Annotated in this window: 13 protein-coding genes; 1 reads left to right on the top strand and 12 read right to left on the bottom strand. The window is 38.7% G+C overall.

What is annotated here, in order from left to right; translation table 11 throughout:
* Positions 1-67 precede the first annotated feature (67 nt).
* From AC27IF_RS02475 to AC27IF_RS02420, 12 genes are all read right to left on the bottom strand, one after another.
* Positions 68-580 carry a type II secretion system protein gene (locus AC27IF_RS02475; protein WP_487051844.1) on the bottom strand — a complete coding sequence of 171 codons (513 nt, stop codon included), beginning with the start codon at positions 578-580 and terminating at the stop codon, positions 68-70.
* A gap of 92 nt (positions 581-672) precedes the next feature.
* The gene (locus AC27IF_RS02470; RefSeq protein WP_487051842.1) at positions 673-1,287 is read right to left on the bottom strand and encodes a type II secretion system protein; all 615 of its coding nucleotides are present in this window, start codon (positions 1,285-1,287) and stop codon (positions 673-675) included.
* A 113-nt stretch (positions 1,288-1,400) separates the two neighbouring features.
* On the bottom strand, positions 1,401-1,907 hold the full coding sequence (locus tag AC27IF_RS02465) for a hypothetical protein (protein WP_487051840.1): 507 nt from the start codon (positions 1,905-1,907) through the stop codon (positions 1,401-1,403).
* Positions 1,908-1,991: 84 nt separating this feature from the next.
* A complete protein-coding gene (locus tag AC27IF_RS02460; protein ID WP_487051838.1) occupies positions 1,992-3,227 on the bottom strand; it encodes a type II secretion system F family protein in 1,236 nt (411 codons plus the stop codon).
* Positions 3,228-3,230: 3 nt separating this feature from the next.
* Positions 3,231-4,943 (bottom strand): GspE/PulE family protein, encoded by a 1,713-nt coding sequence (locus tag AC27IF_RS02455; protein ID WP_487051836.1) that lies wholly within the window; start codon positions 4,941-4,943, stop codon positions 3,231-3,233.
* A gap of 78 nt (positions 4,944-5,021) precedes the next feature.
* Positions 5,022-6,182 (bottom strand): tetratricopeptide repeat protein, encoded by a 1,161-nt coding sequence (locus AC27IF_RS02450; RefSeq protein WP_487051834.1) that lies wholly within the window; start codon positions 6,180-6,182, stop codon positions 5,022-5,024.
* Positions 6,179-7,132, bottom strand: coding sequence for an ExeA family protein (locus AC27IF_RS02445; protein WP_487051832.1), 954 nt, complete (start codon positions 7,130-7,132; stop codon positions 6,179-6,181). Before AC27IF_RS02445 ends, AC27IF_RS02450 begins: the two co-directional genes overlap by 4 nt.
* Before the next feature lie 27 nt (positions 7,133-7,159).
* Positions 7,160-8,878, bottom strand: coding sequence for a pilus (MSHA type) biogenesis protein MshL (mshL, locus tag AC27IF_RS02440; RefSeq protein WP_487051830.1), 1,719 nt, complete (start codon positions 8,876-8,878; stop codon positions 7,160-7,162).
* Positions 8,879-8,893: 15 nt separating this feature from the next.
* Complete coding sequence (locus AC27IF_RS02435) at positions 8,894-9,235, bottom strand: hypothetical protein (protein WP_487051828.1); 342 nt, start codon at positions 9,233-9,235, stop codon at positions 8,894-8,896.
* Positions 9,228-9,914, bottom strand: a complete 687-nt coding sequence (locus AC27IF_RS02430) for a hypothetical protein (protein ID WP_487051826.1) — start codon at positions 9,912-9,914, stop codon at positions 9,228-9,230. Before AC27IF_RS02430 ends, AC27IF_RS02435 begins: the two co-directional genes overlap by 8 nt.
* Positions 9,911-10,528, bottom strand: a complete 618-nt coding sequence (locus AC27IF_RS02425) for a PilN domain-containing protein (protein WP_487051824.1) — start codon at positions 10,526-10,528, stop codon at positions 9,911-9,913. Before AC27IF_RS02425 ends, AC27IF_RS02430 begins: the two co-directional genes overlap by 4 nt.
* Positions 10,515-11,474, bottom strand: coding sequence for a hypothetical protein (locus AC27IF_RS02420; protein WP_487051822.1), 960 nt, complete (start codon positions 11,472-11,474; stop codon positions 10,515-10,517). Before AC27IF_RS02420 ends, AC27IF_RS02425 begins: the two co-directional genes overlap by 14 nt.
* Before the next feature lie 156 nt (positions 11,475-11,630).
* On the opposite strand from AC27IF_RS02420, the gene AC27IF_RS02415 reads away from it, so the two are divergent.
* The gene (locus AC27IF_RS02415; RefSeq protein WP_487051820.1) at positions 11,631-12,599 is read left to right on the top strand and encodes a 1-aminocyclopropane-1-carboxylate deaminase/D-cysteine desulfhydrase; all 969 of its coding nucleotides are present in this window, start codon (positions 11,631-11,633) and stop codon (positions 12,597-12,599) included.
* The last annotated feature ends 37 nt before the right edge of the window (positions 12,600-12,636 follow it).

The following is a 12,636-nucleotide window of genomic DNA, read 5'->3' as shown; positions in this document are numbered from 1 at the left end:
ATTCAACGGTAAATTTCATGCATAAAAAAAGAGGGCTAGCCCTCTTTTAAAAAAATTCACACAATCACTAGCAATCGGTGAATGTTTCTGTAATTAAAGGACGAGTTGCATTATCAGCCGCATCCGGATAAGATAATTGGCACTCTGCAGCTGTTGGTGCACCTGCATGTTGAAATAATGCTGGGGCAGCATCAGTTACTAGAAAATCACCGCCATCGGCATCTAACTCCAACTCTACCAATTCAGTAATACCATATCCATTATCTTCCGTTCCATCAGCATCACCAACGCCGGCAGCTGCAGGAAAACCATTTACTAATGCATAATACTCACCATTTATTATAACTTGACCTGTAGCGCCGATCTCATTATCAATTAACGCTTTAGCGTTAACCATAGATACCGCACTTTCAATACTTCCTTTAACACCCTCCATTACAGATTCACGTGCATCTGATGTTAAATCAATAAATTTAGGGGCAGCTGTTACGGCTAAAATACCTAAAATAACGATTACGACAACAAGTTCGATTAAAGTAAAACCTTGTTGTTTATTGGTGAAATTATTTAAGCGCTTCATAGTATTTCCTTTTTCTTATATTTAAATTTTAAAACAATATTCCCAAACGATAACATTTAGGAATGTTAAGCCTAAGCATAAACTTAGACTCATTAATTATTTATATTAACGACAACAGAGCTATTAGCATTATTGTAAGTAAAGTTATTACCTACTGTCGTATCTGCAGGTGCTTCATATGCACCATTGGCATCTTGATTTAAGGTTTCTCTTAAAAAATACTGACACTCATTTGAATCAATACTGACATAATAATTAATACTTTTATCATTATTCAAATCAGCAATGACTGACGTAATAGTAGGAGGCTGAGCCAAAATACCTTGCCATACTTCAATACAATCAGCTACAGCCATAGCGGTACCATCACCATTATCTGCAGCAAACCCTGTTGGATAACCCGGTCTAATATTTGTTGGATTCGGTGTTGGAGGTGTTGTTAAAAACAACTCAGTGCCGTCATAATCTATACGATTTACACCACCAGCCGAAGGACGTGCTTCTGCTTCCCACTGTGCTCTTGCTAAAGAAACACCGGTAGCAAAACCACCTGCCATACCTTCAATATTGGCTTGTTTAGCTTGTTCAGTTAAATCGAGAAATTTAGGAATGGCCGTTACTGCCAAAAAGCCTAAAATAACCACAACAATGACTAATTCAATTAAGGTAAAACCTGCTTGTTTTCTCAGGTTAACTCTTTTACTCATTATTTGATTCATAATTACCTCAAAATCAATTTCTTATTTAAACGATTGTAACAGTGATCTATTTACTAAGTCACTTATTTAACACTAAAATTACAAAAAAGCACACTTTTACATCAGTCTTGTCTTGAAACGACAACACTAACTCTGCCATTTACTCGATTATAGTCAAAATATGCGCCACTAGGTAATACATAACGACAGACTAAGTTAGTTGTGTCTGCTGAGTCATGACTAAAATCACGAACCTCTATAGCACTGACAGGTTGTTTCATGAAATTTAATGGTGCTTCCATCACTAGTTGCCAGATTTTCTCACATGCTAAAGAAGAAGTTTTCACGTCTATCCAACCATGCTTATTCACAGTAACCAGTTGCTTCTCGCTACTATTCACTGTTGCTAATTTTACCGTATTAGGCTGTTTGTCCATCATCCACTGCGCATGAACCGCCGACACTTTAGCGGTAAATTGTTGTGCAAAAGTTTTAAAGCCGGTCTCACTAAAATGAGCTTCTTGTTTAATAAAGTAATTAATAAAAACACTCATCAATACTCCAACCAGTACGATGATAACTACAAACTCAGCTAATGATTTATCTCTTTTTTCACTGTTGCTTGTCACTTAAATACCCATAACTTTATTGCTATAACAACACTATCTCTGTGTTCGCCAAACTCAGCAAATACCTCAGAGTAAAGCAAGTTATTATTTGCCTTGCATGGCCGATGCCATATCCCACATTGGGGTAAATATACCTAAAGCGAGAACTAAAACCATCACCGCCACAACGATTAATAAAAGTGGCTCTATTCGCGCGGTTAACGTAGATAAATCATAGTCAACTTCACGCTCGTAATAGTCACCTACCTCTTTTAATAGTTCATCCACTCGCCCTGTTTCTTCGCCTACGGCAACCATTTGTATAACCAAGGGTGTGAATAATGTACTCGCAATAGCAGAGCGTAATAAACTTTCGCCACTTTCAATGGCTTGTCGCATCGCGACTATCTTCTCTTTCATATAAGCATTATCAACCGCGTCAGCCACTAAAGTTAACCCTGTGGTCATCGGGATGCCTGCTTTTAAAATGATGCCAAAGCTATGTGAAAACCTCGCTAAAATAGAGCGCTCTATAATGCTGCCAATAATAGGTAACTTAATTTTGCGTCTATCCCATTGATACTTGCCTTTTTCAGTTTGAAGTGCCCGTCGAAAAGAAAAATACGCAATAACAATACCAAGCAACATGTAAGGCCAAAAATTGATAAAAAAGTTTGAGCTTGCTATCAAAAACTTGGTCATAATGGGTAAATCAGCGCCTAATTTGGCAAACATATTGGAAAACGTTGGAATAACAAAAATATTCAATATCACTAATGCTGAAAAGATAGCAATTAATACCATGGTTGGATAACGCAATGCTGTTTTAATACGTTTACGAGTCGCCTGTTCACGCTCTAAATAAGTGGTTAACTTTAAAAAAGACTCTTCTAATTGCCCCGTATTTTCACCCACATGAATTAATGACACGAATAGTGAGTTAAATATTTTAGGATGCTGGTTCAATGCTGACGATAAGGTATAACCGCCTTCTAATTGGCTACCGATTTCCGTCAACGCTTTTTTCAATGAAACTGAAGTACTCGACTCAGCCATGCCATTAATCGCACGTAGAATAGGCACCCCTGAGCGCATTAAGGCGTACATTTGCCTTGAAAAGATAATCAATTCATCTAGCGACACATGCGTTAAGCCAAAAAGTTCACGAACATCTTTACTGGCAAGGTTGTCTGCACCTTTATCTTTTACCGCAGTGATAGAAATAGGCGTGATACTTTTTCTTTGTAATTGCTCAGCCACTGCAGAAGTATTAACCGCTTCCATAGCACCTTTTATTTGAGCGCCGCTGCTATTTCGACCAACATAATTAAATGATGCCATAAATTAGCTCACATCAACTGTTTCAACCAAGCGTAACACTTCTTCAACTGTTGTTACCCCTTGTTTTGCGTAGTCAAAAGCTGAATTAGCTAATGGTGTAAAGCTTGGATTTGCTTTTGATAATTGAGTAAAAGCCTCGGTATCATCACGCTTTAATGCCGCCATCATTGACTCATTCATTTCTAACAATTCAAAAACACCAATTCGCCCTTTGTAACCTGTGTACTGACATGTCTGACAGCCACGACCATGAACAAACTTGGTGGTATTTGCTTGCTCACCGGCTAAGTTAGTTAACCATAATAATTCTTGTGCATCCGGTGTATAGTCTTCAACACAAGAATCACAAACTCGACGTACTAAGCGCTGAGCAATAATCGCTCGTAATGAGCTACCGACTAAGAAACCTGCTGCTCCCATATCAATTAATCGTAGCGCACTAGTAATAGCATCGTTGGTATGCAAGGTTGATAGTACCAAGTGACCTGTTAATGCACCTCGTAAACCGATTTCAACCGTTTCTTGATCACGCATTTCCCCCACCATCATGATGTCGGGATCTTGACGAAGCGCGGTACGCAAAACACTCGAAAAGGTTAAATCAATTTTAGGGTTTACTTGAACTTGATTAATTCGCTCTAAGCGGTACTCCACCGGATCTTCAACGGTAATAATCTTTTTACTAGCTTGGTTAAGCTCACTTAATGCCGCATATAAGGTAGTCGTTTTACCGCTACCCGTTGGTCCAGTAACTAATACCATGCCATGAGGACGAGTAATTTGATGTCGAACACGTTTGATCAGATCGTCTGGCATACCTGTTTGATCAAATGACAATAAACCTGCCGATTGATCCAACAATCGCATTACTACAGACTCACCATGTTGAACTGGCATAGTGGACATACGCACATCTATGCTGTGCCCAGAAATTTGTAGATTAAAGCGACCATCTTGTGGAATTCGTTTTTCTGAAATATCTAACCCTGCCATCAGCTTTAAACGTAACACCATGGCTGAAGCTATTTTGTTTTCTTTTAAGATATTTTCTTGTAATACGCCATCAATACGTTGACGAATTCGTAGTTGGTTTTCATCTGGTTCGATGTGAATATCTGAAGCACGCATTTGTACCGCGTCTTCAAATACCGATTGTAATAATTTTCCAACCGTTGCATCACCGGTTTCATCGACAAAAGAAGTAGACAAATCAAAGCTAGATGATTGCTCGTATTCTTCTTCTAATTGGCTAGCAAAAGATTCAATATCGGCAGTACGGCGATATAAACCATCAAAAGCTTCGTAAAGCTGAGAGTCCATGACTACTGCTAAATCAAGTCGCTTAGGTGCTAGCATTTGCTCGAGCTGATCAATCGCGTTTAAGTCAGCAGGATCGCTCATGCCAAGTAACACTGAATCGCCTCGATCTTCAATCAACAATGCTCTTAAGCGTCTAGCATGAACTTCAGGGACTAAATTAGCTATTTCAGTGGGAATACGGCGCTGACTAATATCTAAGAAAGGCAACTCCAGTTGCTGAGCCAAAAATTCTAACAGTTGGCGCTCAGATAAATAACTAAGTTCAATTAGGGTATCACCCAGTTTCCGGCCTGTTGATTTTTGACTATTTAACGCCTGCATCAACTGTTCGTTGGTAATAATGTGCTCGTGAACTAATAAGTCACCCAAACGCATTTTTAACTTAGGAGCTGCCATTCTAATTTTTCTCCAAATATTCTAGGTGATTAGCGGTCATGGGTAAGGACATGTTTTCGTTTTGTTTTTGCATGTCAATTATTCTCCAAGCGCTTGCATACGTTGCTCTGCAAATTCAGCAGAAGCTTTTGATAAATCATTTTTACTTAATGCCATTGAGTAGGCTTTGGCCGCTAAAGTAAATTGACTGTCTTTATCATAAACAATTGCCAAGCCTAAGTGCCACTTGCCGCTATAAGGCTGCATGCTGATCAATAATTGATAGGCGGTGATAGCACTTGGGTAAGCTTCTATTTGCTGAGCTACATTAGCTAGCATTACTTGATAATCTTGCTGCTCAAGTTCAAATAAAGGTTTTAAGGTGTGATAAGCGCCTTTATGATGTCCTTGTTGTAACTGAATACGAGCTTTTAACATTCGAAATTCACTGTCTTGGTTATCGATTGCGATACCTTGCGACAATAAATTTATTGCTTGTTGATATGATTTACGGCCAAACCATAAGGCCGCTAATTTTTTACGGGCTTGTTTGTTGCCAGGGGCTAAAATTAAGACTTCTTCAAACAAGCTTTCTGCTTTGGCTATTTGATTGGTATTAACCGCTTTTTCAGCTTTAGCTAATTTTTGCGTTACTAACTCGGCGGTTGTTAATTGGCGGCGTGAAACTGTCATGCTACTCGATTTAACATTACCAGTATTATTGTTATTTACTTGCTTAGTTTGTTCGGGAACATTAACAACTTTATTAGCTTGCTCACTTGCTCTGACTTGAGCCGGCTGAGTTGCTTGAGTTGGTTCAGACGCTACTTTTGACATCGGCACTTTGGCAACTGTAGGAGAGACCTTTGTCGTCAACTCTGTAGTCATCACTTTTTCAGCCGCTTCCACACTTTTTATTTGCGGAGTAGACTCTACGCTTGTAGTTTGCTCAGGCTTGTTAATTGAATCTGGTGTTTTGACCACATTGACTGGCTCAGCCATCTGCGATGACGCTGCTAGTGCTGGCGTAGCAATCGCCTGCTGTTTATGCTCTTGCACCTTTTGTTCACTACTCGCAACCCGTGCTTGTAGATCCCAAATATAAAAACCTAACGCATTTAAACTAAGTAATATTAACAATGAAATTAGGACTATTTTCATTGTTGAAGGCTTATGACTGACCGGAACTACGCTAGGAGTGGCTCCTTGTTCAGGCGTACGTTGCTCTAAGTCTTTAAGCATTTGATTGATGACACTCATATACTGACACCTGAAAAATTGACCGCCAAAACATTAATACCTAAAAAGTATGCTAAAACAAAATAACTCGACATTATGATCAACAAGCCTACCGTTAAATACCAAGTACTTCTGCCAAATAAACTAAAGCGATTATTAACCACTAACCCTTCTGTGTCTTTAATTGCCGCTGATAACTGTTTTTTAGTCATTTGATAATGCCCTTGACCGTAACTTAACATTAGCATTTTATGACAAAGTATATTGACTAAACGCGGGGTCCCTTGAGTAACCTTGGTGATCCTTTTACAGAGTTTGGCTGAAAATAGTACCGCCCCTTTATATCCTGCAACTTGTAACCTGTGCTGAATATATTGCTGTACTTCATAACTATTCATAGCGCGTAATCGATATGAAAAAGTAATTCGTTGTCGAAGTTGCCTAAATTCTGTCTCTGCTAAGCGTTCATCTAACTCTGGTTGAGCAAACAATACCACTTGCAAAAGTTTACGCGTCTCGGTTTCTAAATTAGTAAATAGGCGCAGCGCCTCTAAACTTTCTGCAGGAAGTGCCTGCGCTTCATCTAGAATTAGCACCACCGAGTGACCTTTGGCGTGCAATTCTAGTAATCGATTTTGGATACGCTGCGTTAACAACTGCGCAGACATACGTTGGGCTTGCTTAACCCCTAACTCAATGGCAACCGCACGTCTTAATTCATCAGGGTTTAAATAAGGATTGGGAATATAAGCCGTGACAAAATGTTCTGGTATCTCGTTGAGTAACTTACGACACAATAACGTTTTACCTGTACCCACTTCTCCCACAACTTTGATAAAGCCCTCACCCGTTTTCAATGCTGTCATCAGTACAGCTAGCGCCTCATTATGAGGCTCTAGTGGTAAGAAAAAGTTTGTATTTGGTGTTAACGTAAATGGTAGTTCCGTTAGACCAAAATGGTACAAGTACATATATTAAGGGCTATCTCAGTTACTTGTTTAATCTTCCTGCATTTGCGCAGCATCTTCATCTTCTTCAGGGAACCATTTCTTTAATAAAGCTCGTGCATCCTCAAGCTGAGTTTTCCAAGTATCTTGACCAATCACTATCGGTTTTAGCAAAATCACTAATTCACGTTTTTGCGTGGTTTCGCTTTTACTCTTAAATAACTCACCAACAAAAGGAATATCACCTAGTAATGGGGTTTTAGATTCTTCATCAATGGTATACGTTTCGATTAAGCCACCAATTACAACAATCTCACCTGATTTAGCACGAATAATAGTATCTGACTCTCTCACTCGACTTTGAGCTAGTGGTAAAATTAATTCTTCTGTACCAAGTTGAATGAATTTATTCTGTTCTTCAGTAATAGTGACAGATGGGTGAACATGTAAAATAACGCCACCCTCTTTATCTATTTGTGGAGTGACATCTAAAGCAATACCAGAGAAAAATGGCGTTAATTCAACTTCAGGCGTAGTGGTGGTTGACGTACCTGTGGTGGTTGTACTGGACACTTCGGTAACAAAGTATTCATCTTCACCGACTTTGATAATAGCTTTCTGATTATTCGTAGCGGTAATTCTCGGGCTTGATAATACCTGCACATTACCTTGTGTTTGCAGCAAACTAATGACACCACTAAAGTCTGGACCAGAAAAACTCAATGACGTTGTGCCACCTATTTCACTTGAAATAACATTGCCAGCGATATTACCTGTGGTTTCAAAAGTAAAATCTGTATCACCTATACTACCTAATACTTCATCCCAGTGAACACCTTGTTGATACTCATCACTTAGCGTCACTTCCATGATTTTCGCTTCGATAATCACTTGACGGTGTAAGTGGGTTTCAGTGTCTTTAATGAAGTTTTTAACCGCAGTTATTTCTGCTGGTAGACCACGAACGGTAACTAAACCTGCCTGTGGTGAAATAATAACTGAGCGGCCACCTTCGGTACCCACAAAAGCGGTTAACGTTTCTTTTAATTCGGTCCAAAAATCGGATTCATTTTCAGTGTAAAGATTTATGCCACTGTTATTTTGATTGTTCTGGTTGTTGCTATTGCTACTATTATTATTACTGTTGTTATTATTACTACTATTGTTATTACTGTTGTTATTATTGTTATTGCTGTTGTTCGGATCATTCTCCGAAACACCACCAGAATTAATACTGGTACTTGAACTACCGAAGCGCTTTAAAAACAAATAGTTTAACGCGATAGTTTCGGTACGTATTCCCGCTGGATAAACTTGAATCACATTACCGTTTACACGGATGTCATAACCGTAGATGTCTTGAATAACGTCTAACGCTTCGGTTAATGTCACTTCCGCTAAGTTTAATGTAATATTTCCCGTAACCTCAGGATGAATGGCAACACTGTAGGCAGAGCCATCAACAATCGCGTTAAAAAAGTCTTTGGCATCCACAGAAGTAGCAGAAACTTCTAACCTTTTCTCACTCAACATGCCCTGCTTGGCTTGCGCCATATTTTGCTGCATTAACTCCTGTTGTACAGAATTAGGTACCTGAGTTAATGGCTTAGGTGCATTGATTTTTCGCGTATCTTCAAGTGCAAGGTCTAAGCCCTCTTTCATGTCAGTAGGCGCTGTTGGTGTTGTTTGGCAACCAACTAAGGTTAATAGCAAACTCGATAAAGCTACTTTCAGTTTTGAATGTTTCATAGGTTGTTTTGTTATTCTCATTATTTTGCTACCACATTACTTAACGACATTGACGCTAACGACATTTTCTTTAAAAATGTAGAGTTTAAGACGCTGTGTATCGCTGCGTAATATTACACTTTTATCATTGACTGCAGTTAATCTATATTCACCAATCGTATCATTGGGTTTTAATATTTTTCCATTAATCACGGCGGTATGTATACCATCACCATGAATAATAGACTCTAAAACTAATTTACCCTCAACAGATGCTTGAGATAAAGCACCACTGTGACCAAAAGGTCCTGTTGGGTCGACTTTAGCCGCATGGCTATTTGATGCAGACAAGCCAAGAGCAAATACGGCGAGTAACCAAGTGAATGTTATTTTAGACACCTACAAACTCCTTTTTAGTACTTAGGCTATAGATGATTATTTCTAGTTCGCTATTGGGGTATTGAGTCGACTTAAAGTTAAAGTCTTGCCAAAAGAACTTCCACGGTAATTGCTCAAGTTGTGTTAAGTAATCTTGTAACTCAAAATAACTACCTGATAGCTTAATTTTAATGCCATGCTGATAAAGATTTTGGCCGCTTTCGCTTTGTTGTTGAACTGCGACGCCGTCCTCTTTATTTTTATTTTTTAACGCTAACAAGGGCTGCGCACCAATGAGCTCAAAAGATAATAATGACACGCCCTTTTCAAGTTTTAATAAATCGAGGAGCGCGTGACGCATTTGCACAGGGTTGATTAAGTCTGAAGTCAGCGTTAACAACTTAGCATCAACTTTTGCAAGTTTAGCTTCAAATTGGGAAATCTTTTCTCTGGTCGCTTCATTAGGGTCTGCTTTCAGCGCAGCCTCTAACTCTGCTACAGAGATTTTCAAAGTACGATTACTTTTAGTTAATCTTTCAATACTCGCGCTAGCTTTCTTATTTGCCATGATTGTTGGGTCAATAAACAAGTGGTAAATAATAAAGAATATCGCCACTAAGCCAGTAACCAAAATTAAATACTGCTCTCTAATAGTTAACAGCAAATATTTTTCGCTGTACTCTTGCCACTGTTTTTTCATGGTAGCATCCCCTGAGTTTTTTTAGAGCTCACGGTAAATTCAGTAATATTTTGCTCATTTTCAGATAATTTAAAATGCTCAAATGACTTACCTGAGAGTAATAACGAATGCTCAAAACCCGCAAGCCATGCAGGTACAGCTTCAGGAGATAAGGCTAAGCCACTAAATATCATTTGCTCATTACTTAAGTGGATAGATTGTAAGCGAATATCTTCACTATGCATTTGAGACAACTCTTTCATTGCCGCAGCAAAGCCGGCAACATAAGTTTGGTTTGGATCCGTTAATTTGGCGTGTAATGCTTGTTTATTCAGCATAAGTAACTTAATGGTTTCTAGCTGCTCAGCTAATTGACTATCGATTTTTCGACTATTTAATTCAGTCGTCAGTACTTCTAGTTGCGTAGTATTGCGCGTATTTTCTTGCTGAACGGTTTTATGAGTCGTTGCTAGCTTTTGCTGAGTATAATTACTTGCCATTACCCAAGCGATCATTAAAAACAATACTGCAGACCACATCATGACGACACGAGGTAAAGTTAACAGAACTTTCTCAGGCAATAATTCTGCTTGTAATAAATTGATATGATATTTATTCGGATTACTGGCCGACATGAGTTGCCCCCTGCGATTGTTCAGCAATTCGAGTCTCTAGCATGGTGGCACCTATAGCAGCAGCATAAGCTCTAAACTGCTGGTATTCATCAGGTAATTCTAACAAAGTCACTGGTATATGAGTGTTTTCAGCCAATTTTCGAGCAAAAAAGCTTTCTGAGTCCATAGGCAATAACACTTTAATCTGTTTAATGGGTGCTTGTTTTAATTGTCGTTCAAAATAATCAGAAGAGCGTTGAATTTCTAGTGCTAAGCTATCAATCATTGTCATTGCTAACTCATCTTCGCTCTTTTGAGCTATCTGACTAAAGCCACGTAAGCGACGATGAAAATACAGCTGACCTTGTTTAATAATAATTAAGGTAATTTCTTCATTTGGCTGTTGGCAAACTAACAGGCAAGCTTCACTTTGCACAGGCAATAAATTAGCGAAGGCAAATTCTTCTGTCACAATACTCGCAACCTCAGCGTCCGTTTGATTCACTGCAGCTACCAACTTTTTCAGCTCATTTAAAGGTGCACAAACGACATGAATTTTTTCTTTACCACCAGACAGTATTGGCCCATCAAAATAATCGACTACCATATTATCAGGAGAGATACTGACTAAATCCTTAACCTGCCATTTTAATGCCGATACAATTTCATTCGCCGGTACGTTAGGCTTATCGACTTGTACAATTTGTGATTGCTGACCATTAAGTACGATGTGACATTGTCCCGCCAAGGGGGTTTTAGCATTAAAAGCTGATATCGCTTTATCGAAATTGGCGAGCCGCACCTCGGAGTCTTGAAAGAATGACTGGGAGTCTTCAACCTCTGACTTTGAGTCTGAAGTGGTAGGCATCAAAAAAGCGGTAAATGACTCTTGCTGCAAAGCGATACCAAGAATTTGATTTGACTGTTGCTTTGAAAACAACTTACTTATCTGTGTTAATAATGACATCAATTAGTGCTATATTATTGTTATGTAAAAACGCTTAAAAAGCATTTAAAAGAAGTACTTTTAACATTATCCTTTATTAGCCTTAAGCTGCAAGTTTTTTTACTTGTTTTTAACCTTTTAGCTACTTAATTGGCAGTATTTTCAGTATCAGGCATCATGAATAGTCTTTCTTGTGTTGAATTATTAACACATCCTATATTTGTAAAGCATCAAATTCACGTTTATATAAAACGAGATGATTGTATTCACCCTATTATTTCAGGGAACAAGTGGCGAAAATTAGCCTTTAATTTGGAGAATATTAACCAGCAGGCAGAAACTCAAGGGGCATTAACTTTTGGTGGTAGTTACTCTAACCACATTCATGCTTTTGCTTTTGCTTGTTATCAGCAAAAAATCCCTTGCCTTGGTATTATTCGAGGTGAAAAAGAATATGCCAATAATTTCACCTTAACTTGTGCGCGTAATTGGGGGATGAAATTACACTTTGTTGATAGAAAAACATATCGTCGCCGAAACGATGCAGACTACCTAGCAGAATTACAAAAAACCTACCCCAATTACTCTGTTATCCCTGAAGGCGGTAGCAATGAGCTTGCTATTCCAGGTGTTGCAAAAGTGATGTTGGAATTAAAGTCACAACTAGAGTTTGATACTTTGCTAACCCCTGTTGGTAGTGGCGGTACATTGGCAGGGCTTATCGCTGGTGATAAAGAATATAACGATACTGAACACAAATTATTAGGTATTGCCGTGTTAAAAGGTGCTGACTATCTCACTGGGGAAGTGAAAAAACTTTTACCGGCTCATATTGAAGCTCACAATAATTGGCACATAGACACTACTTTTCATCGTGGCGGTTACGCTAAATTTTCTAACCAAGATGCACAGCGAATACAAGATTTTTCAACTGAAACAGGTATTCAATTTGAACCTGTTTATTCAGGTAAGATGTTACTCGCCTTTCTTGATTTGCTTGAGCAAGGGTATTTTAAACCAGGTGAGCGAGTGGTTTTATTACACACTGGCGGCCTACAAGGGCTAGGAGGCATGATAGAGCGAGGGTTACTGAATGATAATGAATGGCCTATGCCACGATTAGCTAAACATAAAAAAACACCGTAATCGCTAAGCGAATACGGTGTTTTATTTAATGCTTTTA

Source organism: Colwellia sp. KS18-150, from assembly GCF_057551365.1.
Note: the sequence above shows the minus strand (reverse complement) of the source record. Positions and strands in the feature narration are given on the sequence as shown.

Coding starts and splice junctions, on each gene's coding strand:
- AC27IF_RS02415 (WP_487051820.1), top strand. CDS start 11,631: ATGAATAGTCTTTCTTGTGTTGAATTATTAACACATCCTATATTTGTA.
- AC27IF_RS02430 (WP_487051826.1), bottom strand. CDS start 9,914: ATGAAAAAACAGTGGCAAGAGTACAGCGAAAAATATTTGCTGTTAACT.
- mshL (WP_487051830.1), bottom strand. CDS start 8,878: ATGAGAATAACAAAACAACCTATGAAACATTCAAAACTGAAAGTAGCT.
- AC27IF_RS02445 (WP_487051832.1), bottom strand. CDS start 7,132: ATGTACTTGTACCATTTTGGTCTAACGGAACTACCATTTACGTTAACA.
- AC27IF_RS02425 (WP_487051824.1), bottom strand. CDS start 10,528: ATGTCGGCCAGTAATCCGAATAAATATCATATCAATTTATTACAAGCA.
- AC27IF_RS02475 (WP_487051844.1), bottom strand. CDS start 580: ATGAAGCGCTTAAATAATTTCACCAATAAACAACAAGGTTTTACTTTA.
- AC27IF_RS02420 (WP_487051822.1), bottom strand. CDS start 11,474: ATGTCATTATTAACACAGATAAGTAAGTTGTTTTCAAAGCAACAGTCA.
- AC27IF_RS02460 (WP_487051838.1), bottom strand. CDS start 3,227: ATGGCATCATTTAATTATGTTGGTCGAAATAGCAGCGGCGCTCAAATA.
- AC27IF_RS02450 (WP_487051834.1), bottom strand. CDS start 6,182: ATGAGTGTCATCAATCAAATGCTTAAAGACTTAGAGCAACGTACGCCT.
- AC27IF_RS02470 (WP_487051842.1), bottom strand. CDS start 1,287: ATGAGTAAAAGAGTTAACCTGAGAAAACAAGCAGGTTTTACCTTAATT.
- AC27IF_RS02455 (WP_487051836.1), bottom strand. CDS start 4,943: ATGGCAGCTCCTAAGTTAAAAATGCGTTTGGGTGACTTATTAGTTCAC.